The organism is Bradyrhizobium huanghuaihaiense, from assembly GCF_025200885.1.
Classification (GTDB): domain Bacteria; phylum Pseudomonadota; class Alphaproteobacteria; order Rhizobiales; family Xanthobacteraceae; genus Bradyrhizobium; species Bradyrhizobium huanghuaihaiense.
The window spans coordinates 6811411-6835991 of sequence record NZ_CP104172.1; the positions used below are offsets into that span (position 1 = coordinate 6811411).

Consider the following 24581-nt stretch of genomic DNA (forward strand, 5'->3'; position numbering starts at 1 on the left):
GCGTTTTCATTCCAGCCAAGTGGTCGAGACGTCGATCACGCCGTTGTAGATCTTTGGAAAGCCCTTCAGCCTTGCGCTCGACAGCGCGTAGTACGTGTTCTGGAAGGTCCAGAACCAGATCGCCTCCTTGTTGATCAGGCGGCTGATGGCGCAGTAATCCTCGGTGCGCTGGCCGAGATCGGCGGTGACGCGCGCGTGGTCCAGAAGCTTGTCGAGCTCGGGATTTGAGAAGCTGGAGAGCGCCAGCGGGCTGCCGCTGCGGAAATTCGCGTACATCTGCGGATCGGGATCGGCGAGGTCGACGATGCGCCACGGCGTCAGCTGGAACTGGCGGGTGAAGGCGCGCGACGGAATGGTGGCCTGGTCGACCTGCTCGATCTCCATGTTGGCGCCGGCGCGCTTCCAGAACTGCTGCAGCACCTGGCCGATCATGCGGCCGCGCGGTGTCGCGCTCACCAGCATCTTGAACTCGACCGGCTTGCCATAATCCTTGATCAGCGCCTTGGCCTTCTCGACGTCGAACGGCAGCGGGCCGTCGTCCTTGCACTTGACCCAGGAGCCGTCGCCATAAGGATTGGTCGCGGGCCGGCTCAGGCCGTTGCTGATCGCCTGCGACATCTTCGGGCGGTCGATCGCCATCACCAGCGCCTGGCGCACGCGGACGTCGTCGAACGGCGCGACCTTGGTGTTGAAGGCGTAGACCTGCGCGCCCGAGCCCTTGTAGGTGTGCACGGTGAGCTTGGAGTCCTTCTGCGCCTTCATGATGTTGTCGGCGTCGTTCTCGTCGTCCCAGATGATGTCGGCCTCACCCGATTGCAGCGAGGCGAAGCGCGACTGCGCGTCGGGCAGCGGCTTCAGGATGATGCGATCGAGATAGGGACGGCTCTTGTCCCAGTAATTGGGATTCTTCTCCAGCACCATGCGGTCGCCGGCGGTCCATGATTTCAGGATGTACGGGCCGGTGCCGACGGGATTGCGATTGTAGTCGTCGCCCTTGGTCTTCCAGGCGGTCGGCGAGTGAATGACGTTGTTCTGGCTCTGGATGGTGATCACCGCCGGCAGGTTCACGGAAGGATCGGTGAGCTTATAGACGACGGTGTAGTCGTCCGGCGCCAGCACCTCCTTGACGTTGGTGATGTAGAACGCGCAGCGGCACTTGTTGGCGGGGTCCTTCTGCCGGTCGAAATTCTCCTTGAAGGCCTGTGCGTTGAACGGCGTGCCGTCGTGGAATTTCACGCCCTCGCGCAGCTTGAAGGTCCAGATCATGTAGTCGTCGGAATGGGTCCATGACACCGCGAGCTTCGGCGCGACCTCGCCTTTTTCATCGAGTGTGGTGAGCGTGTCGAAGATCGCGGCCGCGGCGGTGTTGGTCGAGGTGTCGTAGACGCCGACCTTGAGCGGATCGAAGCCGGGAATGTCGAGCTCCTGACCGACGGTGATGCTGCCGCCCGATTTTTGCGCCTGCGCAGGCGAGACAAGCGCAAATGCCGCAACAAGGAAAATCGGCACGTGCTTGCGCGCCGCGGCAGCAGTCTTCGTCATGGTTCCTCCCGGGATCCCTCGTCCGATGTTTCGGATCGTTGATGACTCGGAAAGCGAGCTTGGCGACAAATGCTCGCCACGGCAAGAGGAACACACGAGAGATCAAACGCCGCATGCGCGCGGCGTCATGTTGCTCAGGATGTCGCGGCCGTTTTGCCTGACGGAATTGGCGCCTTGTCGGCAAGGCCAATCTCGTCGCGCAATGCGTCCGTGTGCGCGCCGAGCACGGACACCGTCCTGGCCGGCGTGGTGTCGGCCCCCGACATCCGGAACGGCAGGTTGAGCACCCTAAACGAACCGCCCTCGTCCCGCACCTCGGAGAGTGCCTGGCGATGCGCAAGCTGCGGATCGGCCAACGCATCCGACACGGTGCGATAGGCCGAGGCCGGGACGCCGGCAGCGCTAAGCGCGAGCAGACACGCATCGGTCGAGAGCTGCCGCGACCAGACCTCGACGCCGTCCATCAACGCCGCCCAATTCTCGCGGCGCGGGGCGTAGGTGGCGAAGCGTGGATCGGAGACCCATTCGGGGCGGCCGATCACCCCCATCAGGGCCTGGAACGTCTTCTCGCTGGCGACCGTGATCGTGACATAGCCGCTGGCCGTCTCGGTCGGACCGAACATCGGGCGCGGCGGCGGCGCCACCGCGAATTGCGAGCTCTGCAACTCGGTCAGGGTCAAGGTCAGCATCGATTCCAGCATGGAGACGTCGATGTGCTGGCCGAGCCCGGTCACGCTGCGCTGATAGAGTGCGGACGCGATCGCACCAAAACCGTAGGTGCCGGTGACGACGTCGGCGTGATAGATGCCGCAATAGTCGGGCCTGTTACGGCCGGGCTGATAGGCGAGATGCGCCATGTCGTAGCCGGAGGCGGCGTGGATCACCGGCGCATAGGCCGGCAGCTCGGCCGAGGGGCCGGTCTGGCCATAGCCGGAGATCGAGCAGTAGATCAGCCTCTCGTTGACCGCACGCAGCCTGTCATAGTCGAGCCGCAGCCGGTGCATCACGCCGGGACGGAAGTTCTCGACCAGGATGTCGGCGGTCGCGGCCAGCCGGTAGACGGCGTCCCTGCCGTCGTCGGACTTGAGGTCGAGCACCAGGCTCTTCTTGCCGACATTGCTGGCCGAACGCGGTGCTGCACCCCTTGCGCAGGGGCGGCCGGGTCCGCATCGTCTCCCCGCCGTCGGTCTCGATCTTGATGACCTCGGCGCCCATGTCGGCTAGCATGCGCGCGCAGTGGGGACCGGCGATCGTGGTCGAAAAATCCAGGACCCGCAGGCCCGCGAAAGCCTTCGTCGTCGTCCCCTCATGCTTGTCTGGTAGCTGCATGCGTGCCGCGTCTCCCTGGGGCCCCCTCAGGAACCATGGATGTTCTCTCTTGTTGGTGCGGCGACCCTAGAGGGCGGCGGCTGAGTAGGAAAGTCTTTACCGAGCAGACGCGTCTTGCGGCGGGCTTGAGAATTTCCGGGACAACTGGACCCGTTCTTGCATAGCAGCAAACGGGATCGGATGAGGGCAGCAGTTCTTGAGGGTCTTGTTCGTCACGACAGAGATGGACGACTTCGTCCGCGTCGGCGGGCTCGGAGCCGTTTCCGCCGCCCTGCCCCGAGCGCTACGCCCCTTTGCCGATATCCGGATCATGCTGCCCGGCTACCGCGACATCATCGAGCAACTCACGCATATCCAGATTGTCGGCCGCTGCCCGCCGTTCGCGGAGATGCCGGCCTGCTCGCTCGGCCGTGCCGCGACCAAGGACGGCCTGCCGGTCTATGTACTGTTGTGCTCGCAGCTCTATGACCGGCCCGGCAATCCCTATGGCGATGAGTCCGGGCACGACTGGCCCGACAACGACATCCGCTTCGCGCGCTTCGCCTCGGCAGCCGCTGAGCTGGCCATGGGCAAGCTGGACAAGAATTGGGCAGCGGACCTGATCCATGCCAACGATTGGCAGGCTTCCCTCGTGCCGGCCTATCTCGCCTGGCGCGGCGCCAGGCTGCCGTCGATCCTGACCATCCACAACCTCGCCTATCAGGGTCTCTTCCCGAAGGAGGCGCTGCGGCGGATCGGCGCACCGGAAAGCTCCTTCCACATCGACGGCGTCGAGTTCTACGACCAGGTTTCCTTCCTCAAGGCGGGCCTCGTCTACGCTTCGCACCTCACCACCGTCAGCGGCACCTATGCGCGGGAGATCACCACGGCCGAATTCGGCTGCGGCCTCGAGGGCCTGCTCCGCCTGCGCTCGGACGCAGCCGAGCTCACCGGCATTCTCAACGGCATCGACGAGAGCTGGGACCCGCGCTATTGCGCGCAGCTCGCCCAGCAGTTCGGCGCCGGCGACTGGGTCGGCAAGAAGGCCAATGCGGATTACGTGCGCAAGCAGTTCGGGCTTGCGGTGTCGCGCGGACCGATGTTCGGCATCGTCGCCCGCCTCGTGCACCAGAAGGGCATCGACCTCGTGCTGGCGGCGGCCGACGAGATCATCGATGCCGGCGGGCAGATCGTGGTCACCGGCTCCGGCGAGCCCGCGCTCGAGCAGGCGCTGATCAACGCCCATCGTCGCCGTCCCGATGCCATCGGTGTCGCGATCGGCTTCAACGACGCCCAGGCGCGGCGCATCTTTGCCGGCAGCGACTTCACCCTGATGCCGTCACGGTTCGAGCCCTGCGGCCTCAGCCAGATGTACGCCCAGCGTTTCGGCTCATTGCCGATCGGTCACCAGACCGGCGGCCTTGCCGAGACCATCAGCGACGGCGAGACCGGCTTCTTGTTCTCGAAACCGTCGCACGAATCCTTCCTCGGCGGCGTCCGCCGCGCCTTCTCGGCCTTCATGGCGCAAGACCAGCTCGACACCATGCGCCGCAGCGCCATGGGACGCTCGTTCTCGTGGAGCATCTCGGCCGGCAGCTACAGCGCGCTGTATCGGAAGCTGGCGTCGGTGTGAGGGCGAGGCGTTGCTAGGTTCTCCGTCATTGCGAGCGAAGCGAAGCAATCCAGAGCCTTTCCGCGGCGGGATTCTGGATTGCTTCGCTACGCTCGCAATGACGAGGAGGAGAGAGTATCGCCTCGCTCCCGTCTCGTGCCCCGGACGCGGCGCAGCGCGTCGCCCTTGCGACGTGGTGCGCTGCTGAGCCGGGGCCCATTCTGAACAGGAGTTCGTGGTCTCTGGGTCCCGGCTCGGCGCCGCAACGCTCACGCGTTGCAGCTTGTCCGGGACATGATTCCTAGCGACGCACGTCCATCTGCGACCGGCCGATCCAGGCGCGGTTGAGGCAGCGCGTCATCCAGTCCGGCTGCGCCTCGCCTCGCAGCCGCGCCTGCGCTTCCTGATAGGGGCCGACATAGCGCAGCCTGTCCGGCAGTTTCGGATAGACGCGCCTGATCCATCGCAGCGCATTGTCGGCGGATCTGGCTTCGCCCTCGTCGAGCTCAAAACCAAAACCCGCGCGCAGACGTTCAGGCAGCATGCTCGCCGTGAGTGCGCGGTACCATCGAGGCGGACGCAACCACGGACGCGCACCCGTGAAGATCTGCGTTGCGATCTCGCGTGCCGCGGTGCTGACCGTCAGCGTGTCCGATTGCGCCATCGCCGCGGTGTAAGCGGCGAAGCCGAACCAATCCGCCGGCAGGTCGTCCGCCGTCAGCCCGAACAGCGCACCGAACGTCCGGCTCTCGGCCCAATAGCGCTCGCGCTCCTCCGCCGAGAGCGGTGGCAGAACGAGATCATGCGCCATCAGCGCGGTGTCGACCAGTGTGGCGTGAACCCAGCGCAGCGATGGAATGTCGTTGGCGCAGTAGCGCGAGCCCGCCGCGAAGGGACCGACCGTCTCCGGCATCCGCCCGACGATCATGCCGTGGCGCCGGTGCAATTGCCGCGACGACAGCATGGCACGGTCGAGCGAGCCGAACACCATGGCGAAGACGATGTCGAAGGTGCGATGGAAGCGACCGATCGGATCGGCAAAGGTTGTGGAATGCTCGGCGATGGCGGCGGCGACCCAGGGATGGGAGAGTTGCAGCAGCAGTGCGCGACCGGCGCCGAGGAAGTTCAGGGCTTCCCGGTCGATTTGCCAGGTCACCGAGGCGGGGCCGAACACGCCGGCAACCGGGCCCGCCGCGTCAGCGCGGACCTGATCGAGTGCCGCTTCCAGATCTTTCTCAACGACCACTTTGCGAGTCTCGCGACGAAGACGCCGCGATCATAGCCCAGACCGCGTGCTCTTGACATCGTCACGGCCCGAAACAAATGACGGACAGAGCCCTCACTCCGCCGCAATCGGCATCTCGTCCGTATGCTCGTGCAGCACCACGCCGGCGAGCGGATCGAACTCGCCGATCCAGGGCCTGCGCGCCAGCACCGATCGCGTGTGAGCGTAGCCGGCATGCCAGCGCCGCGTGATCCCCGACGGACTGAAGTCGATATCCTTGGTATGGGTCTCGTGCTCGAGCTGCGGCGCCAGCAGCCGCACCACATGCATGCGGGTCGGACAGCCGTAGCTCGTCAGCTCCCTCACCGCGGGATCGCTGCGCTCGCTCTCGGGCAGCCGCGCCGCGAGCTGGTTGATGACATGGCGCAGGCGATGCGCCTGCTGCTGCCGCACGATCTGGCTCGCGATGCGGCTGGAATATTGCACGTCCTTGTGCCGGTTCAGCACCTCCGCCATCGTGGTCGGCTCCGGCCCGACGGGATTCCACAGATGAACGGAGAAGATCAGCGAATCCCGGCGCGGATTGTCGTCGAACACCGCCTCCGTCGGCGTGTTCGAGAGAATGCCGCCGTCCCAATAGAGCTCGCCGTCGATGCGCACGGCCGGGAAAGCCGGCGGCAGCGCGCCCGACGCCATCACATGCTTCACCGTCAGCTCGCCGTCACGGCTGTCGAAATAACGCATCTCGCTGGTGCCGACATGGGCCGCACCGACCGTCAGGCGCGGCGCGCAGCGATTGGCCAGATCGAAATCGACCAGCTCGCTCAGCGTCTTCTCCAGCGGAGTGGTCGAATAGAAGCCGGCGTGATCGGCACCCAGCGGATAGGAATCGCCGGCATGCGCCAGCGGATTGGGCCGGAAGAAACCGGGAATGCCGTGGGTCACGGTCGACCAATAGGCCAGCTTCTCGTTGAAGCCGGGAAACGCGGCGCGCCAGTCCCAGACCGGCTGCTGCTCCATCCGCTTCCAGAACTCCCGCAAGCGCGCGAGCCGGTGCTCGGGCGAGTTACCCGCAATGAGGCTCGCATTGATCGCGCCGATCGAGGTACCGATGATCCAGTCCGGCTCGATGCCGGCTTCGTGCAAGGCCTGGTAGACCCCGGCCTGGTACGAGCCGAGCGCGCCGCCGCCCTGGAGCACGAGGACGACCTGCCCCGGCAGGTCCTTGCGCTGTATGTTGTTCTGCGTGCCGTTCATGGTTCGCTCCTGATCAGCCTGCACTGCTCGGATATTCGCTGCCGGCTGCGGCTTGTTACGCCGGCTCATGTTAATGCGCGGTCCAGCCGCCGTCGACCGGCAGCGCGACGCCGGTGATCGAGGCGGCAGCCTCCGTCGACAGGAACACCGCGAGCGCGCCGAGCTCCTCGACGGTGACAAATCGCTTGTTCGGCTGCTGCGCCAGCAGGACGTCGCGGATGACCTGATCGCGCGAGATGCCGTGCGCCTTGGCCTGCCCGTCGATCTGTGCCTCGACCAGCGGCGTGTAGACATAACCTGGGCAGATCGCATTGCAGGTGATGCCTTCTTCCGCGGTTTCCAGCGCCGTCACCTTGGTCAGACCGACGATCCCGTGCTTGGCCGCAACATAGGCCGCCTTGAACGGCGAGCCCACCAAGCCATGCGCCGAGGCAATGTTGACGATCCGGCCAAAGCCGTTCTGCCGCATGGCCGGCAACGCGAGCCGCGTGGTGTGGAACGCCGAGGACAGGTTGATCGCGAGGATCTGGTCCCACTTCTCGACCGGAAACTGGTCGAGCGGCGCAACATGCTGGATGCCAGCGTTGTTGACCAGGATGTCCAGCCGGCCGGATTGGGCCACCGTCGCCGCGATCATCTCGGCGATCGATTTCGGCTTCGTCATGTCCGCCGGCGAATAGCTTGCCTTGATGCCGAATTCCGCGGCGAGCTGTTCGCGTGTCCGGCCGATCTCGCTGGCGACACCAAGGCCGTTGAGCACGATGTCGGCGCCTGAAGCGGCCAGCGCCCGCGCGATGCCGAGGCCGATGCCGCTGGTCGACCCGGTGACGAGAGCCACCTTGCCGGCCAGCACGCGTGACGAAGCGGACGTCTGCGTCTTGATGGGGATATTCATGATCCTGACCTCTTCTGGGCGCGACGCCGCGCCGTGGCTGGAGCGAAATGTGCGGGATCACCGGGGTTTGCGGAAATGCCGGTTGGCTTCCGAGTCCATACGTCCGCGCTATCGCTGGCGGGATGTCATTTCCCGCCCTGATCGGCTAGATTTGAGGCCGATCCAGCTGGGGAGCCGATCCATGGAAATGCACCAGGTTCGCTATTTCCTCGCGGTGGCGCAGCTGTTGAATTTTACGCGCGCCGCCGAGGAATGCAACGTGACGCAGCCGTCGCTGACGCGCGCGATCAAGCAGCTCGAGGCCGAGCTGGGCGGCGACCTGTTCCGCCGCGAACGACCGGCCGCGCAACTGACCGAGCTCGGCCAGCGCATGCATCCGCTCTTGAAGCAGTGCTATGACGCCGCCACCGGCGCGCGCTCGCTCGCCTCCTCGTTCAGGAGCGGCGAGATCGGCGCGCTGCGCATCGCGCTGACGCATTCGATCGACCTGGCACTGCTCATCCCACACCTGAACGCGATCAGACGCCAGTTCAACCGGCTGGAATTCCGCTTTCTGCGCGGGACCAGCCGCGAGGTCGGCGAATTCCTCAAGAAAGGCGAAGCCGAGCTCGGCATCGCCGCCGAGATCGACGAGGCCTGGGAGCGGCTCGACGTCTGGCCGCTGTTCACGGAAGACTTCGATCTCGTCGTCAGCAGGAAGCACCGTCTTGCCGGACACGACACGGTCGAGCCGGATGATTTGCGCGCGGAGCAATTGCTCGGCCGGAATTACTGCGAGCATTCCAGGCGTATCTCCGCGAGCCTGCGCGAACACGGCATCGACGTCGATCACGGCCACGAGATTTCGAGCGAGCGCGATTTGATCGAGCTGGTCGAGGCCGACATCGGCATCGCCATGATGCCCCACACCTCGCCGGTGCCGGAGAGCGTCAAACGCGCGGCAGTCGCAGGGCTCGACGCACGCCGCACCGTCAGCCTCTACGGCGTCGCCGGCCGGCAGCGCACGGCCGTCGCCAATGCGGTGATGCGGATGCTACGCGGCGCGGACTGGCGGGAGATCGCGGGGTAGCTGCACTACTGCCGGGCCCGAAACTCAGTTCTCCCGGCTCGCGCTCTCCAGCGCTTCGATCAGATCGTCGATCTCCATGCGCTTGCGGAAATCCGGGTCGACGAAGCGCGCCTTGACGATCCCGTCACGGCCGACGACGAACACCGCGGGGATCGGCAGCATCCAGCCATCATTGCCGTGGAATTTCGCCATGTCCTGATAGGACAACAGGCTCTGGATCTCGGTGCCGAGCCAGATCGCGAGATTGAGCGACAGCGCATAGCCGTTGTCGAGATCGGTGAGAATCGGAAACGGCGCGCCGGAGTCGGCCTTGACCTGCCTCGTGTATTCTTGCGTCTCCGGCATGATCGCGACGACCTGTGCGCCCATCGCCTTGATGCGCTCCTGCGCCTGCACCACGGCGCGGACATTGAGCCGGCAATAAGGGCACCAGTGTCCGCGGAAGAACATCACCGCGACGGGGCCTTGCTGCAGGAGCGCGGGCAGCGCGACCAGACTTCCACTTTCATCCGGCAGCATGAATGGCGGCATCGCATCGCCAGGGAGCGGCGCGGTCTCGCCGCCGCCGTTGCCGTTCAGTCTCGCCACCAGCCGGTCGACCGCCTCGCCATAGGCCGGAAAAACCTTACGGCTCGCATCCGCATAGGCCCGAAGCTGCTCGTTCAGCGTCCCCTCCATGTCGCGGCAGCGCTGGAAGGCGAGCCTCAGTCGATCGGCGTCGGCTGGTGAGAGAGACGTCATCTTCCACTCCGGCGTTAGAAGGGCGATCTTAGGTTCCAGGTCCGGCCGCCCGCAAGGGGCGGCCGTTGCGCGAGGGCCGGTTCAATTCACGTAGAAATTGCCGGTGGGATCGAGCCGTCCCGAGGTGGAGTACAGCGTGCCGTTGTCCATGAAGAAGACGGTGTTGGCGGGCACCTTCTTGGCGTTCTTCATCATGGACTCGTGGTTCTTCTCGGCCGGGGCCATGGCCATCGCCGACATCTTGCCAGGCCCGCCATAGACATAGGCCATGCCGGCCTTCAAATCCCAGGCCGCTTCCGAGAAGGCCGATGTGGCGATCACCGCGAAGGCGGCGGAAAAGATCAGGGTTCTTGACACTTTCGTCATGAGATGCTCCTCCGGATTGACGTGAACGCCCGCCAATCGGGCGCCCGTCATCGGACGCCATATCCCCCGGAAGCGGAAATGCCGTTGCCCAATCGGTTCGATAGCCGCCGCGCATCAAGATAGCGCAGGGCTATCGCATCGAAAGCAAGCCGGCATTTCAATATCGACGCCGTCTCGACGAAGCTCCTGCCATAGCCGGCGACCAGCGAGGTTGCGGCCAACAGAGGAGACTTCCCATGTTCAAGCAGCACATGTTGTCGCGCCTGGTCTGGTCGGGCGCAGCCGTTCTCGGTGCACTGACATTTGCGGCGCAGCCGGCGCTCGCGGGCGAATGTCCCGCCGACAAGATCAAGCCGAACGCGCAGCAGATGGTCGACTATAAGCCCGTCGGCGTCACCGACGTCACGCTCGGCGCAATCGATCTCGGCAAGCAGCCCGCTCATATCGAGGGCCGCGAGCTGCGCTTCCGCAAGCTGACCATCGCGCCCGGCGGCATCGTGCCCTGGCACAGCCATGATGACCGCCCCGCGCTGATCTTCGTGCAGCAGGGCGAGATCGTCGAATACGCCTCCAACTGCGTCGATCCGATCGTGCACAAGGCCGGCGACATCCGCCCCGAAGTCTACGGCACCTCGCATTGGTGGAAGAACCTCGGCAGGGAGACGGTCATCCTCTATGTCGGCGACGTCCGCAAGGATCCCAACGACCATCACATGTAACGAGCGCATCAAGCGAACTCCGGTGCGCAGTTGCGCACCTGAGAACCTCGAGATTCCGGGTCTGGTGCTCGCGCACCACCCCGGAATGACAACCACCGTTCGGGAGATGCACGCCATGACCGATCTTTCCGCGTCGATCAAACCGGCCGCGATGACGATGGAGGCGCACTCGCCTGGCCTCGTGCTGCGCTCGCTCGTGATCGGCCTCACCGCATTCCTGACCGTCGTCGATCTCTTCGCAACGCAGGCGATCCTGCCCTCGCTGACGCGGCACTACGGCGTCACACCGGCAGCGATGGGCTTTGCCGTCAACGCCAGCACCTTCGGCATGGCCGTAGCCAGCCTCGTCGTCGGCTTCTTCAGCCCGCACATCAACCGGCGGACCGGTATCCTGCTCAGCCTGACGCTGCTGGCGATCCCAACCGGCCTGCTGGCGTCGGCGCCCAATCTTGCCGTCTTCACCGCCTTGCGGGTCGCGCAGGGCCTTTGCATGGCCTCCGCCTTCGCGCTCACCCTCGCTTATCTCGGCGAGCAATGCAGCGCCACGGACGCCGGCGGCGCCTTTGCCGCCTACATCACCGGCAATGTCGCCAGCAACCTTGTCGGCCGGCTGATCTCGGCGGCGGTCGCCGACGGCCTCGGCCTCGCCTGGAATTTCTACTTCTTTGCGGCGCTCAATCTGGCCGGCGCGGTGCTGGTGTATTTCACGATTCGACGCGTGCAGCCGATGCAGGCGATCATGCCGACGGCTTCGCCGCTCGCCGCCACCATTGCGCATTGGCGCAATCCGCACCTGCGCGCGGCCTTCGGCATCGGCTTCTGCATCCTGTTCGCCTTCATCGGCACCTTCACATTCGTCAATTTCGTGCTGGTGCAGCCTCCGCTGTCGCTCGGCATGATGGATCTGGGCCTCGTCTATTTCGTCTTCCTGCCCTCGGTCGTCACGACGCTTCTGGCCGGCAAGGTGGCCGCGCGACTGGGAACGCGCGCCACGATCTGGTTATCGCTCGCGGTCGCCGGGCTCGGCCTGCCCTTGATGCTGGCGCCGCATCTGGGCGAAGTGCTCGCCGGCATGGTTCTGGTCGGCGTCGGCACGTTCTTCGCGCAGGCCGCCGCGACCGGCTTCGTCGGACAGGCGGCAACCGACAACCGCGGCATCGCCAGCGGGACCTATCTTGCCTGCTACTTCTGCGGCGGGCTGGTCGGCACGGCCGTGCTCGGGCGATTGTTCGACGCATTCGGTTGGCACGCCTGCGTCGCCGGCGTCGGCGCCGCCCTCGCATTGGCGGCCCTGCTCACCTTCGCCCTGAAGCCTAGCGCTTGACCGGCGCTTCCTGCGGCGGCTCGTCGTCGGCGATGGCGCGCCAGGCAGCGCCGTCGAGATCGTCGTACTGGCCGCTTCTGAGCGACCAGAGGAAGGCGACGAGACCGGCTCCTCCGAGCATCAAGGCCAGCGGCACCAGGATGACCAGGATCTCCATCACACAATCTCCCGCTCGGCGCTGCGGGCGCGCAGCGAGTTCAGCATCACCAGGATCGACGATCCGCTCATGGCGGCCGCCGCAATCAGGGGCGTCACGACGCCGCTGATCGCAACCGGCACGGCGAGCACATTATAGCCGATCGCGAGCCAGAGATTCTGCCGCATCAGATGCAGCGCCTTGCGCGAGGCGTCGATGGCGGCGACCACGGGGGCCAGCGGCCGGCCGAGGAAGACGAGGTCGGCGGTAGCCTGGCTGAGATGGGCGGCCGAGATCGGCGACATCGAGACATGGGCTGCCGCCAACGAGGGCGCATCGTTCATGCCGTCGCCGACCATCAGCACCTTTACTCCGCGCCGCTTCAGCTCCTCGATCCGCGCGATCTTGTCGGCCGGCGTGACGCCGGCGCGCCATTCGGGAATGGACAGCGCGTGCGCCGCCGCCGTCACGGCCGGCTCGCGATCGCCGGAGAGGATCTCCATGCCGATGCCACGCGCTTTCAGCGCCGCGATCACGGCCTGCGCGTCCGGACGCAGGCCCTGGCGCACCGAGAGGATGAATTTTGCGGTCCCCTTGCTGAACGCGACGATGGACGCTTCGGGATCGAGGTCGTCGGTCAGGCCGACGAGGCCCTCGGCTCCGCAAAAGGACGGCCGCCCAAGACGGATCTCGACATCGTCGATCACCGCACGCACGCCCTGCCCGGCTTCCTCGACCGCACCGACGATGGGCGATCTGGCACCGGCCGCCTGCGCCACCGCGGCGGCCACCGGATGATGACTCGACAGCGCCAGGCGCCCGGCGAGCTCGAAGATGTCGGCAGGGATATCGCCCGCGTTCATCACTTCGAGATCGGGCAGCGTCAGCGTGCCGGTCTTGTCGAAGATGACATGGTCGGCTTCCGCCAGCCGCTCGATCGCATCGCCCGCATTGAGCAGCACACCCGCCCTGAACATCGCGCCCGAGGCCACCGTCTGCACGGTCGGGATCGCGAGCCCGAGCGCGCAGGGACAGGTGATGATCAGCACGGCGACGCCGGTCACGATCGCATCATGCCAGGACGCACCCGCGATGACCCAGCCGAGAATGGTCAGCAGTGCTGTGGCATGCACCACCGGCGCATAGAGCCGCGAGGCGCGGTCGGCGAGCCGCATGTAGCGCGAGCGCGCCTGCAGCGCGTTATCCAATAGCCGCGTGATCTCGGCGAGCAGCGTCGCCTCGGAGGCCGCCGAGACCCGCACCCGCAGCGTGCCGGAGATGTTCATCGATCCCGCATAGACCGGCGTGCCCTGCTCCGCCGTGACATAGAGCGTCTCGCCGGTGATCAGGCTCTGGTCGATCTCGGAGCGGCCCTCGATCACGGTGCCGTCGACCGCGCAGCGCTCGCCGGGCCGCAGCAGCACGATATCGCCGGGATGGATCGCCGCCACCGGCACTTGCGATATCTCGTCGGGCCCGACGAACTTGGCCGCGGTCTCCGCCTTCAGCGCGGCGAGATTGCCGGCCACCGCGCGGGTCCGCCGCCGCATGTTCTGGTCGAGGAAGCGGCCGACCAGCAGGAAGGTCAGCAGCATGATCGCCGCGTCGAAATAGGCATGCTCGGCGTGGTGGATGGTCTCGACCACGGACATGCCGAGCGCCAGGATCACGCCGATCGAAATCGGCACATCCATGTTGGTGGTCTTCGCCGACAGCGCGCGCCAGGCCGAGCGGAAGAACGGCTGGCCGGCATAGGCCGCCGTCGGCAGCGCGATCAGCGCCGACAGCCAGTGGAAGAAGTCGCGCTGCTCCGGCAGCATGTCCGAGACGTTGCCCGACCATACCGGGATCGACAGCATCATCACGTTCATGGTGGCGAACGCGGCGACCCCGAGGCAGCGCAGCAGGAAGCCGGATTCGGCGACCTCGGCGGCTTCCGCACTCTCGGTCTCGAACGGATAGGCCTTGTAGCCGAGCTCTTCGAGCCGGTCGATGAAGCGGCCGGGGTCGAGCGTGCCCGCCTTCCATTCCAGTGCGACACGGCGGTCGGTCAGGTTCACGCGCGCCAGCGTGACGTCAGGAATGGCCGAAAGCCCGCGCTCGATCTTGGCCATGCAGCCGGCGCAGTGAACGCCCTCGACCGCGAGGTCGATATGCCGGAGGCCCGCGCCGGCGTCGCGAACATAGTGAGAGAAATCGCGTGTGACCTGCATGACGAGATCCCTCAGTTCAGGATCACGCGGTTGCGCGAGAGGAACACACGCGCCCCTCGCGCCTCACCCTCGATCACCAGATCCCACTGCCCCGGCGCGACGGACGCGGCATTGCCGCGATAGACGCCGATGCCGGCTTCCGCGAGCTCGACCTGGAGATCGGCGCGCTTGTCGGTCGGCCGCTCCAGGCGTCCGCCGAACTTCAATCCGGCGAGCGGCTGGCCGCTCGCATCACGCGCCTCGACCTGGATCGCGGCACCACCGTCGGTACGGCGCTCGATATGGGCGCTGACCTGCCATTTGCGCGCGGCCTGATCCTGCGCCGCCGAGATCTCGCGGTCATAGGTCAGGCCCGCGGCATAGGGGCTGTCGACATCGGTTCCGGGTAGCGTCGCGATCGCGAGCTTCATCATGGTGACGTTGACGCCGATCACGAGCCCGAAGAAAGCGACCAGCATCAGGAGCACCTTGGTTCCGGTCAGCGGCTTGGATGCCATGGCAGTCTCCTTCCTACGGCGCGACGAAATTGTCGGTGGCGGAGGCGACCTCGCCGAGGCCGATATCGGTGACGTGGAAGCGCACCGGGACCGACTTCTCCGGATTGCTTTCCGCCGGCGCCGTGACGAGCAGCCGCAGCTCGCTGGTGGAATCGCGGGGGATCACGACCATCGGCCGGTCGGGCGTCACGGAATCCACGCCGACGACATGGACGGTCAAGTTGGCCGGGCCGTCCGCGTCGATCGCGACGACGCGGTCGTAGCCGCTCTTGTTCAGCAGCCGCACCGTATAGGCGTTGCGGATCGAGCCGTCGCTGAGCTTGACCGCGACCGGATTGCGGTCGTGCAGCACGTTGACGTCGAGCAGGCTGCGGGTCGCCAGCGTGTAGATCATGATGCCGCCGACCGCGGCGATGATCGCGCTGTAGACGATGGTGCGAGGCCGCACGATGCGGTAGATCGGCGCCTTGCCTTCCTGGCGGCGATGGATGTTGATGTCGTTGTCGTAGCCGATCAGCCGCTTCGGCCGGCCGATCTTGGCCATCACGTTGTCGCAGGCGTCGATGCAGAGTCCGCACTGGATGCATTCCATCTGCGGTCCGTTGCGGATGTCGATGCCGGTCGGGCAGACCGCGACACACTGGTAGCAGTCGACGCAGTCGCCGACCTGCTGGCCGAGCGCGCGCAGCTCGGCCGCCTTCTTCACCGACGTGCGCTTCTCGCCGCGATCGTAGCGGTAGGTGACGTTGAGCGCCCATTCGTCGGTGAGCGCCGCCTGGATGCGCGGCCACGGGCACATATAGGTGCAGACCTGCTCGCGCATGTAGCCGGCGAGCAGATAGGTCGTTGCGGTGAGGATGCCGATCCAGACATAGGCGATCATCGGCCCCTGGAAGGTGACGAGCTGCTTCACCAGGGTCGGCGCGTCGTTGAAGTAGAGCACCCAGGCGCCGCCGGTCCACCAGGCGATCAGCAGCCAGATCGAATGCTTGAGCACGATCTCGGAGATGCGCTCGAGCTTCATCGGGTCGGACGAGGCGTCCTTCTTCATGCGCTCGCGCCGGTCGCCCTCGATCAGGCGCTCGACGGCATAGAACAGGTCGGTCCAGACGGTCTGCGGACAGAGATAGCCGCACCAGATGCGGCCGCCGATGGAGTTCATCAGGAACAGCGCCACCGCGGCGACGATCAAGAGGCCGGTGAAGTAGTAGACCTCCTGCGGCCACAGCTCGATGAAGAAGAAATAGAAGCGGCTGTTGGGAAGATCGATCAGCACCGCCTGGCTGGGTGCGCCGAGGCCGCGATTCCAGCGCACGAAGGGCAGGAAGTAGTAGACGCCGAGGCAGAACGCCATCAGACCCCATTTGATCCGGCGGAACGTGCCGGAGACGCTCTGGGGATAGACCTTCTTGTGGGCTGCGTAGAGCGGCCCGTAATCGTCGTCCGATGTGAGCTCGTTCGGGTTCACGGTCTTGTTCATCGCGAAGTTTGTCTCGAAAAGGTGCGATTAAACCTAGAGCCGACGCCGCCGCATCGCTTGATCCAGCTCAAACGAGGGCGCTTTTGTTCGCCCCCGTTTCCTCCATACCTGCTATTTTCCGCCGCCCAGCGAATGCACGTAAACCGCCATAGCCTTGATGGTGGCGGGATCGAGCCGCCCTTCCCAGGCCGGCATCACGCCGGCGCGGCCCTGGCTGATGGTCTCGATCAGGGCGGCCTCGTCCGAGCCATAGAGCCAGATCTTGTCGGTCAGATCAGGCGCGCCGAGCTCCTGGTTGCCCTTGCCGCCGTCGCCGTGGCAGGCGACGCAGTTTTCAGTGAAGATCTTCTCGCCCTTGGCCGCATCAAAGCCCTTGCGGGTTGGAAGGCCCGATAGCGAGCGCACGTAATTGGCGACCGTGACGATCTCGTCGGCCTTCAGCACGCCGTCCTTGCCGAAGGCGAGCATCTGGCCCTCATGCGTCTTGGCATGGCCGGAACGCGCGCCAAACTGGATGGTCTGCATGATCTGGTCGAGCGTGCCGCCCCACAGCCAGTCGTCGTCGTTCAGGTTCGGGTAGCCCTTGGCGCCGGCGCCGCCGGAGCCGTGGCACGGCGCGCAATTGTCGCCGAACACGGTCCTGCCCTTGGCGCGCGCGAGCGCCAGCAGGGCCGGGTCCTTCTCGATGTCGGCGAGCGGCGCCGCCGCCAACGCCGCCATCTTCTCGCCGCGCAGCGTCTCGAGATTGGCGAGCTCCACCGCGAGGCTGGCGCGCGTCGAATAGCCGAGCAGCCCAGTCGTATGGCTCGAGATCAGCGGCCAGGCCGGATACACGATCCAGTAGCCGATCGACCAGATGATGGTGAGGTAGAAGCTGATCACCCACCAGCGCGGCAGCGGCGTGTTGAGCTCCTTGATGCCGTCCCATTCATGTCCGGTCGTGGACTTGCCGGTGACGGTATCGACTTCGCTATGATCGGTCATGGTCTCTCACTCCTCCCGCAACGGCAGGCGTGCCGCTTCGTCGAACGCGGCCTTGTTACGGGGCCAAAATGCGTAGGCGATGATCGCGAGAAAGATCGCGACGAACACCGGCGTCCAGATCGTCGTCACCAGCTCGGACGCAAGATTGTGGGCTGTCAGGATGGCTTTCATCGTTGATGCCTTCTCAGCGAAGATTGGCTTTCTCGTTGTAGATCTTGAAGTCGACCAGCGTGCCGAGCATCTGCAGGTACGCGATCAGTGCGTCCATCTCGGTCGGCGTGCCGGTCTTGCCGTCGAAGTTGCGCACCACCGCCTTGGCGTAGCGCTTGGTGAAAGCGTCGGAGCCGGCATTGTCGGGATCAGCCTGGGCCTTCAAATCGGCGCCTGCGTTGGCGATCTGCTCGTCGGTGTAGGGCACGCCCACGGCTCTCAACGTACGCATGTGGTCGGCGATCGTGTCGGGATCGACCTCGGCCTGGCTGAGGAACGGATAGCCCGGCATCACCGACTGCGGCACGATCGCGCGCGGATTGATCAGGTGGGTGACGTGCCAGTCGTCGGAATATTTGGCGCCGACGCGGGCAAGGTCCGGACCGGTGCGCTTGGAGCCCCACTGGAACGGGTGGTCGAACATGCTCTCGGCGGCGAGCGAGAAGTGGCCGTAGCGCTCGACCTCGTCCCGCAGCGGCCGGATCATCTGCGAGTGGCAGAGATAGCAGCCCTCGCGGACGTAGACGTTGCGCCCCGCCAGCTCCAGCGGCGTGTAGGGCCGCACGCCGTCGACCTTCTCGATCGTGCTCTTGAGGTAGAACAGCGGGGTGATCTCGACGAGACCGCCGATCGAGATCACCAGGAGGATGCCGACGATCAGGATGATCGAATTCTTTTCGAAGATTTGGTGGCGTGTCCAGAACGACATTGCTTGAGCTCCTCATTCCGCCGGCTGAAGAGCGACGGGCATCTGGACTTCCCGTTCGCCGACGCGAACCGTCATCCAGAGATTGTAGGCCATGATCAGCGAGCCGATCAGGAACAGGCCGCCGCCTGCGGCGCGGATGATGTAGAAGGGATGCATCGCCTCGACGGTTTCGATGAAGGAATATTCGAGGAAGCCGAGCGAGGTGTAGGCGCGCCACATCAGGCCCTGGAGGATGCCGGACACCCACATCGCCGAGATGTAGAGAACGATGCCGAGCGTGGCGACCCAGAAGTGCCAGTTGACGAGCTTCAGGCTGTAGAGGCCCTTGCGATTCCAGGCCCACGGCACCAGGCAGTACAGTGCGCCGAAGGAGACGAAGCCGACCCAGCCGAGCGCGCCGGAGTGGACGTGGCCGATGGTCCAGTCGGTGTAGTGGCTGAGCGAATTGACCACCTTGATCGACATCATCGGGCCTTCGAAGGTCGACATGCCGTAGAAGGCGACGGAGACCACCAGCATGCGCAGCACGGGGTCGGTGCGCAGCTTGTCCCAGGCGCCCGACAGCGTCATCAGGCCGTTGATCATGCCGCCCCAGGAGGGCATCCACAGCATGATCGAGAAGGTCATGCCGAGCGTCTGCGTCCAGTCGGGCAGCGCCGTGTAGTGCAGATGATGGGGACCGGCCCAGATGTAGAGGAAGATCAGCGCCCAGAAGTGGATGATCGACAGGCGGTAGGAATAGATCGGCCGGTCGGCGCGCTTCGGAATGAAGTAGTACATGATGGCGAGGAAGCCGGCGGTCAGGAAGAAACCGACCGCGTTATGGCCGTACCACCACTGGAACATCGCATCCTGGATGCCGCCCCAGGCGACGTAGGACTTCGAGCCGAACGCCGAGACGGGAAGCGCCGGGTTGTTGCCGAGATGCAGCACCGCGATCGTCACGATGAAGGCGAGGTAGAACCAGTTCGCGACGAAGATGTGCGGTTCCTTGCGCTTGATGACGGTGACGAGGAAGACGAGCAGATAGACCACCCAGACGATGGTCAGCCACAGGTCCGCGTACCATTCCGGCTCGGCATATTCCTTCGACTGGGTGACGCCGAGCAGATAGCCCGTGCCCGCGACCAGGATGAAGAAGTTGTAGCCGATCACGACGAACCAGGGCGCGAGATCGCCGGCGAGGCGAACGCGACAGGACTTCTGCACGACGTAGAAGGAGCTCGCGATCAGCACGTTGCCGCCGAAGGCGAAGATCACGGCCGAGGTGTGCAGCGGCCGCAACCGGCCGAACTGGATCCAGGGCAGATCGAAGTTCAGCGCAGGCCAGGCCAGTTGCGAGGCGATGATGAGACCGACGAGGAAGCCGGCGATGCCCCAGAACATCGCCATGAAGGAGCTGAACTTGATCGGCCCCATGTTGTAGTTGGGACGGCCGTTGATCTCCGCCGGCGGCAGCGCCGCCGGGCGCTCGAAGTAGCGGTTGATGATGACGAACACCGCGGCCAGGCTCGCCGCCGCGCTGAGCGCCGCATGGAAGGCGAACGGCGCGTCGAGCGCCTTGGCCGAGGCGATCACGCAGAGGAAGGCGGTGGCTGCGAACACGACAGCCAGGCCGCTTTCACCGATGGTCATGGATTTGGAGATGGAGGGCTGGCTCATGCGGATTCTCTCTGAAAGAACACGGAGCCAGAAACCACATTGACCCTCGCGGGGAATTGATTGAAATCAAGACAAATGGATTTCTGCTAATGTGGGACGGCTGCCAGTTGATGCGCCCTCTCCCCTTGCGGGAGAGGGCAGCGAGGACAGCACGTCAAACTCACTTGGGTGAGGGGTTGGCTCCGCGAGCCCAGAAATCGTAGGGTAGGCAAAGGCGCACTTGCGCCGTGCCCACCATCCATCCAACACCGCAACAGAAACGGTGGGCACGCTTCGCTTTGCCCACCCTACGACTGCGGGGAAGTCACGTGGCAGGCAGCGTGCCTGTGGCCATCCTTCGAGACGCCCGCAAGGGCGGGCTCCGCAGGATGAGGTCTTGTTTCCCGGCGAAGTCTTACACCCTCATGGTGAGGAGCCCGCCCTTGCGGGCGTCTCGAACCATGCAGGCCGAGCACTTGCCGACTTCAAGGCAGCATCAATCCCCCGCGGTTGCCTTGAGCGCCTTGATGACGTCTTCGCGGGCGATGATTCCGACCAGCTTCTGCGCGCCGTCGAGCACGATGATGCTCCTGATGCGGTGCTCGACCATGATCTGGAGCACGCGCGTCAGGCGCGTGTCGGGGCTGACATAGATGAACTCCGCCGTCATGACGTCGCCGATCTTGCGGCTCATCAGGTCATGATAGCGCGGCAGCATCTGGTTTGGGGTGAAGGCGAAGCATTTCAGGATGTCGAACTTGGTGACGATGCCGACCACCTGTCCGTCGTCCTCGACCGGATAGGAGTTGAAATCGTCGCGCTCGAACATCTCGCTGAGCTCGAGCATGTTGCGGTCGCGCTGTACCGTCTTGACGCTGCGCGTCATGTAGCCACTGGCGGTCTGCTCGAGAAATCTGTACACGGCGCGTCCTCCTCAACTCGCTATGGCCGACCGGCCGTCAGTGCGACAGCAGCACGCAACGCGTGGATTGCGTGACAAGATACTGGGTGACGCCGCCCAGGACCAGCTCACGGAACCTCGAATGCCCGTAGGCGCCCGCCACGATCAGGCCGGCTCCGACGTCGCCGGCGACCTTCTCCAATTGCACGGCGGCGGGTTCGTTCCGCGCGGCCTCCGAGGCGCGCGCGGCCGCGGTGACGCCGTGACGGGCGAGCCAGGCGGCGACGTCGGTGACGCCGGCCATCACGCGCGAACGGTCGTCGTCCGGCTCCGGAACTTCGACGATGGTGACGTCCCTCGCCTTGCGCAGCATCGGTAGCGCGTCCGCCACCGCCCGCCGCGCCTCCGGCGTATCCTTCCACGCCACCAGCACGCTGCGCAGATCGAGCCAGTTGGTCCGGTCGGGCACGGCGAGAAGCGGACGACCGAGCTGCATCACCAGATCCTTGGGGCTTGCCAGCGCGAAAGCGTCGGAGAAGGCCGGGCTCTGGCCGCCGCTGACGACGATGTCGGCGCAGCGCGCCTGCGCCAGGACGAAGCGCGTCGGAAAATCCTGGGCGCTGCGCCACTCCGCGAGCCCGCCACGATTCTTCGTCGCGGCGCGGAATTGCGCCTCCAGACCCGCCAGGCGCCGCTTGATGGAAGCTTCGCCCTCGTCGATCAGCCCCTGGGCCTCGGCGCCGTCAGTGAAATAGAGCGGCGGCGCGAACCGCGCCGCGGCGACCCCGACGATGGCCGCTTCGAATCGCTCGGCGAGCTCGCCCGCGACCTGAAGACGCGCCTCGTTGGATTGATCGAGCGCCAGGCTGACCATCACGGTCGCGTATGTCATCGGGCTTCTCCGCACGGCTGTGAACTGGCGCGAAATCTAGCCTCGCCGCTGCAAGGCAGGATGAGGTAGATCAAATTGCCGGGTGCCAGCTTGCGGGAAATCCCGCAATGGAATCAGACATCCGAACTTGCCTCCGGCCCGCCCATGGGCGAAATTGCCCTCATGTCTGGCGGCACCGTGCCCGCCGCACCAGAATGGGAGCCATCGATTGTCGCCGACCCGCGTAACGCATCCGCCGGACGATGGTCGCGGCGAGCATTTCCGGGTCCGGATCGAGGGATTCGGCGTCGGCACCTGGGATCTCGACCTCGCAACGCGGGAACTGGACTGGTCGGACACCGCCAGGACCCTGCTTGGTATCGCCCAGGGCCAGCCGGCGAGCTACGACCTCTTCCTGTCGCAGCTCGAGCCCCGGGATCGCGACAGCGTGGAAAGCGCGATCGAGCACGTCAGCGAACGCGGCGGCGGCTTCGACGTATCCTTCAAGGTCGCGGGCGCCTCCAACGGAGGACAATGGATCCGCGCCCGGGCGGGCGTCATTCGCGACGAAGCCGGCTCGGCCCGCCATCTCAGCGGCATCTTCCTCGATATCGACCAGGAGAAGCAGGTCGAGAGTGCGCTGCGGACCCGCGAGACGCACCTCCGCTCGATCCTCCACACGATCCCCGACGCCATGATCGTCATCGACGGCCACGGCATCATCCAGCTGTTCAGCACGGCGGCCGAGCGCCTGTTCGGCTGGTCCGAGCATGAGGCGATCGGCCAGAATGTCAGCATCCTGATGCCGGAGCCGGACCGCTCCCGGCATGACAGCTACATTGCACGCTACCGCACTACCAGCGATCCCCACATCATCGGCATCGGCCGCATCGTGACCGGCAAGCGACGCGACGGCACCACCTTCCCGATGCACCTGTCGATCGGCGAAATGCAGTCCGGCGGCGAGCCCTATTTCACCGGCTTCGTCCGCGACCTCACCGAGCACCAGCAGACTCAGGCGCGGCTCCAGGAGCTGCAATCCGAACTGGTCCACGTCTCGCGGCTGAGCGCCATGGGCGAGATGGCGTCCGCGCTCGCGCACGAGCTCAACCAGCCGCTGGCGGCGATCAGCAACTACATGAAGGGCTCGCGGCGGCTGCTCGCGGGTAGCGTCGACCCCAACACACCGAAGATCGAGAGCGCGCTGGACCGTGCTGCCGAGCAGGCGCTGCGCGCCGGCCAGATCATCCGGCGCCTGCGCGACTTCGTCGCCCGCGGCGAATCGGAGAAGCGGGTCGAGAGCCTGTCCAAGCTGATCGAGGAGGCCGGCGCGCTCGGCCTCGCCGGCGCGCGCGAGCAGAACGTGCAGCTCCGCTTCAGCCTCGATCCGGAAGCCGACCTCGTTCTCGCCGACCGGGTGCAGGTCCAGCAGGTCCTGGTCAACCTGTTCCGCAACGCGCTGGAGGCGATGGCGCAGTCGCCGCGGCGCGAGCTTGTCGTCACCAACACGCCCGTCGCCGACGACATGATCGAGATCGAGGTGTCCGACACCGGCTCCGGCTTCCAGGACGACGTCATTCCAAACCTGTTTCAGACTTTCTTCACCACCAAGGACACCGGCATGGGCGTGGGACTGTCCATCAGCCGCTCGATCATCGAGGCTCACGGCGGGCGCATGTGGGCCGAGAGCAACGCATCGGGCGGGGCGACATTCCGCTTCACCCTCCCGGCAGCCGACGAGAATTGATGCATGACGACCAAGGGACATGTCTACGTCATCGATGACGACGACGCGATGCGGGACTCGCTGAACTTTCTGCTGGATTCCTCCGGCTTCGGCGTCACGCTGTTCGACAACGCGCAGAGCTTCATCGACGCCCTGCCCGGCCTTGCCTTCGGCTGCGTCGTCTCCGACGTACGCATGCCGGGCCTCGACGGCATCGAGCTCCTGAAGCGCATGAAGGCGCAGCAAAGCCCGTTTCCGATCCTGATCATGACCGGGCACGGCGACGTGCCGCTCGCGGTCGAGGCGATGAAGCTCGGGGCGGTCGACTTCCTGGAGAAGCCGTTCGAGGACGATCGTCTCACCGCGATGATCGAGACGGCGATCCGCCAGGCCGAGCCGGCCGCCAAGAACGAGGCCGTGGCGCAGGACATCGCGGCCCGGGTCGCATCCTTGAGTCCCCGGGAGCGCCAGGTCATGGAGGGACTGATCGCAGGTCTTTCCAACAAGCTGATCGCCCGCGAATACGACATCAGCCCGCGCACCATCGAGGTGTACCGGGCCAACGTCATGACCAAGATGCAGGCCAACTCTCTCTCGGAGCTGGTCCGCCTCGCGATGCGCGCCGGCATGCTCAACGATTGAGCCGAACCGGCTTGAGGCAAATCGGCTTGAGGCAAGTCAAGGCGGTTGTGGCCACCTGTGCTAGCCAGTCAGAATGATCGAGATTGGCTCGCACCCTCAGCGTGTCCCGATGGCGTCATCGGCAAAGCCCACTGTCTACGTGGTCGACGACGATGCCGCCGTGCTGGGCTCCCTGCGCTTCCTGCTGGAAACCGACGGCTTCGCCGTGCGGACCTTCAAGAATGCGACGGCGCTGCTCAATGCCGCCGGAGCGCCGGGCGCGGACTGCTATGTGATCGACTACAAGATGCCCGATATCAACGGGATCGACCTCGCCGGCCGCCTGCGCAAGTCCGACAGCGACACGCCCGTGATCCTGATCACCGGCTATCCGGACGAGAACATCTCGACCCGGGCGGCTGCAGTGGGCGTCAAGGACGTGGTTTTGAAGCCGCTTCTCGATGAAAACCTGGTCAAGTGCATCCGCCACGCCATCCAGGACCGCCGCGGTAATTGACCTACGGGATTCTACGT

The 24581-nt window shown here is 65.4% G+C and carries 24 protein-coding genes and 1 pseudogene; 7 read left to right on the forward strand and 18 right to left on the reverse strand.

Annotated features, from left to right (window positions below; genetic code table 11):
- Positions 1-6: 6 nt before the first annotated feature.
- Both N2603_RS32150 and N2603_RS32155 read right to left on the reverse strand, forming a co-directional pair.
- Positions 7-1542 (reverse strand): ABC transporter substrate-binding protein, encoded by a 1536-nt coding sequence (locus tag N2603_RS32150; protein WP_260385286.1) that lies wholly within the window; start codon positions 1540-1542, stop codon positions 7-9.
- A gap of 134 nt (positions 1543-1676) precedes the next feature.
- Positions 1677-2871 (reverse strand): annotated as a pseudogene (locus N2603_RS32155) (CaiB/BaiF CoA transferase family protein).
- Between the two features lie 196 nt (positions 2872-3067).
- On the opposite strand from N2603_RS32155, the gene glgA reads away from it, so the two are divergent.
- Positions 3068-4483: a glycogen synthase GlgA gene (gene glgA, locus N2603_RS32160; protein ID WP_260385287.1), complete on the forward strand. Its 1416-nt coding sequence runs from the start codon at positions 3068-3070 to the stop codon at positions 4481-4483.
- Positions 4484-4763: 280 nt separating this feature from the next.
- Here glgA and N2603_RS32165 read toward each other — a convergent pair whose 3' ends face one another.
- The 3 genes from N2603_RS32165 to N2603_RS32175 form a co-directional block, all read right to left on the reverse strand.
- On the reverse strand, positions 4764-5708 hold the full coding sequence (locus tag N2603_RS32165; protein WP_260385288.1) for an oxygenase MpaB family protein: 945 nt from the start codon (positions 5706-5708) through the stop codon (positions 4764-4766).
- Between the two features lie 93 nt (positions 5709-5801).
- Positions 5802-6944, reverse strand: coding sequence for a patatin-like phospholipase family protein (locus N2603_RS32170; protein WP_260385289.1), 1143 nt, complete (start codon positions 6942-6944; stop codon positions 5802-5804).
- Between the two features lie 70 nt (positions 6945-7014).
- Positions 7015-7839, reverse strand: coding sequence for a 3-hydroxybutyrate dehydrogenase (locus N2603_RS32175; protein WP_260385290.1), 825 nt, complete (start codon positions 7837-7839; stop codon positions 7015-7017).
- Positions 7840-8020: 181 nt separating this feature from the next.
- Between N2603_RS32175 and N2603_RS32180 the strand changes: the two genes are divergently transcribed.
- Positions 8021-8908: a LysR family transcriptional regulator gene (locus N2603_RS32180; RefSeq protein ID WP_026312855.1), complete on the forward strand. Its 888-nt coding sequence runs from the start codon at positions 8021-8023 to the stop codon at positions 8906-8908.
- Positions 8909-8932: 24 nt separating this feature from the next.
- On the opposite strand, the gene N2603_RS32185 is transcribed toward N2603_RS32180, so the two are convergent.
- The 3 genes from N2603_RS32185 to N2603_RS32195 all read right to left on the reverse strand — a co-directional run bounded on the left by N2603_RS32185 (position 8933) and on the right by N2603_RS32195 (position 10236).
- The gene (locus N2603_RS32185) at positions 8933-9649 is read right to left on the reverse strand and encodes a peroxiredoxin-like family protein (RefSeq protein WP_260385291.1); all 717 of its coding nucleotides are present in this window, start codon (positions 9647-9649) and stop codon (positions 8933-8935) included.
- Positions 9650-9730: 81 nt separating this feature from the next.
- Entirely contained in the window at positions 9731-10015 is a 285-nt protein-coding gene (locus N2603_RS32190; protein ID WP_260385292.1) for a hypothetical protein, read from the reverse strand.
- 47 nt (positions 10016-10062) lie between these two features.
- The gene (locus tag N2603_RS32195) at positions 10063-10236 is read right to left on the reverse strand and encodes a hypothetical protein (protein ID WP_158646912.1); all 174 of its coding nucleotides are present in this window, start codon (positions 10234-10236) and stop codon (positions 10063-10065) included.
- 15 nt (positions 10237-10251) lie between these two features.
- On the opposite strand from N2603_RS32195, the gene N2603_RS32200 reads away from it, so the two are divergent.
- A complete protein-coding gene (locus N2603_RS32200; protein ID WP_260385293.1) occupies positions 10252-10734 on the forward strand; it encodes a cupin domain-containing protein in 483 nt (160 codons plus the stop codon).
- Positions 10735-10849: 115 nt separating this feature from the next.
- Entirely contained in the window at positions 10850-12058 is a 1209-nt protein-coding gene (locus N2603_RS32205) for an MFS transporter (protein WP_260385294.1), read from the forward strand.
- Here the strand turns inward: N2603_RS32205 and ccoS are convergent.
- The 10 genes from ccoS to N2603_RS32255 all read right to left on the reverse strand — a co-directional run bounded on the left by ccoS (position 12048) and on the right by N2603_RS32255 (position 21721).
- Positions 12048-12215 (reverse strand): cbb3-type cytochrome oxidase assembly protein CcoS, encoded by a 168-nt coding sequence (gene ccoS / locus N2603_RS32210; RefSeq protein WP_008138466.1) that lies wholly within the window; start codon positions 12213-12215, stop codon positions 12048-12050. The two genes, N2603_RS32205 and ccoS, sit on opposite strands and share 11 nt — an antisense overlap.
- Positions 12215-14407 carry a cation-translocating P-type ATPase gene (locus tag N2603_RS32215; RefSeq protein WP_260385295.1) on the reverse strand — a complete coding sequence of 731 codons (2193 nt, stop codon included), beginning with the start codon at positions 14405-14407 and terminating at the stop codon, positions 12215-12217. Before N2603_RS32215 ends, ccoS begins: the two co-directional genes overlap by 1 nt.
- 11 nt (positions 14408-14418) lie before the next feature.
- Positions 14419-14904: a FixH family protein gene (locus N2603_RS32220; protein ID WP_018648250.1), complete on the reverse strand. Its 486-nt coding sequence runs from the start codon at positions 14902-14904 to the stop codon at positions 14419-14421.
- A 13-nt stretch (positions 14905-14917) separates the two neighbouring features.
- Positions 14918-16384, reverse strand: coding sequence for a cytochrome c oxidase accessory protein CcoG (gene ccoG / locus N2603_RS32225; protein WP_260385296.1), 1467 nt, complete (start codon positions 16382-16384; stop codon positions 14918-14920).
- Positions 16385-16495: 111 nt separating this feature from the next.
- Positions 16496-17368: a cytochrome-c oxidase, cbb3-type subunit III gene (gene ccoP / locus N2603_RS32230; RefSeq protein ID WP_260385297.1), complete on the reverse strand. Its 873-nt coding sequence runs from the start codon at positions 17366-17368 to the stop codon at positions 16496-16498.
- Between the two features lie 6 nt (positions 17369-17374).
- Entirely contained in the window at positions 17375-17539 is a 165-nt protein-coding gene (locus N2603_RS32235; RefSeq protein ID WP_018646866.1) for a cbb3-type cytochrome oxidase subunit 3, read from the reverse strand.
- A 13-nt stretch (positions 17540-17552) separates the two neighbouring features.
- A complete protein-coding gene (gene ccoO, locus N2603_RS32240) occupies positions 17553-18287 on the reverse strand; it encodes a cytochrome-c oxidase, cbb3-type subunit II (protein ID WP_018646865.1) in 735 nt (244 codons plus the stop codon).
- A 12-nt stretch (positions 18288-18299) separates the two neighbouring features.
- Positions 18300-19949 (reverse strand): cytochrome-c oxidase, cbb3-type subunit I, encoded by a 1650-nt coding sequence (ccoN, locus tag N2603_RS32245; RefSeq protein ID WP_018646864.1) that lies wholly within the window; start codon positions 19947-19949, stop codon positions 18300-18302.
- A 475-nt stretch (positions 19950-20424) separates the two neighbouring features.
- Entirely contained in the window at positions 20425-20850 is a 426-nt protein-coding gene (locus tag N2603_RS32250) for a CBS domain-containing protein (protein WP_018646863.1), read from the reverse strand.
- A gap of 37 nt (positions 20851-20887) precedes the next feature.
- Complete coding sequence (locus N2603_RS32255; protein ID WP_260385298.1) at positions 20888-21721, reverse strand: universal stress protein; 834 nt, start codon at positions 21719-21721, stop codon at positions 20888-20890.
- Positions 21722-21929: 208 nt separating this feature from the next.
- Between N2603_RS32255 and fixL the strand changes: the two genes are divergently transcribed.
- The 3 genes from fixL (at position 21930) to N2603_RS32270 (ending at position 24564) form a co-directional block, all read left to right on the forward strand.
- The gene (gene fixL, locus N2603_RS32260; RefSeq protein WP_260385299.1) at positions 21930-23447 is read left to right on the forward strand and encodes a sensor protein FixL; all 1518 of its coding nucleotides are present in this window, start codon (positions 21930-21932) and stop codon (positions 23445-23447) included.
- Between the two features lie 3 nt (positions 23448-23450).
- The gene (gene fixJ, locus N2603_RS32265) at positions 23451-24068 is read left to right on the forward strand and encodes a response regulator FixJ (protein ID WP_018646860.1); all 618 of its coding nucleotides are present in this window, start codon (positions 23451-23453) and stop codon (positions 24066-24068) included.
- 73 nt (positions 24069-24141) lie between these two features.
- Positions 24142-24564: a response regulator gene (locus N2603_RS32270; protein WP_018646859.1), complete on the forward strand. Its 423-nt coding sequence runs from the start codon at positions 24142-24144 to the stop codon at positions 24562-24564.
- The last annotated feature ends 17 nt before the right edge of the window (positions 24565-24581 follow it).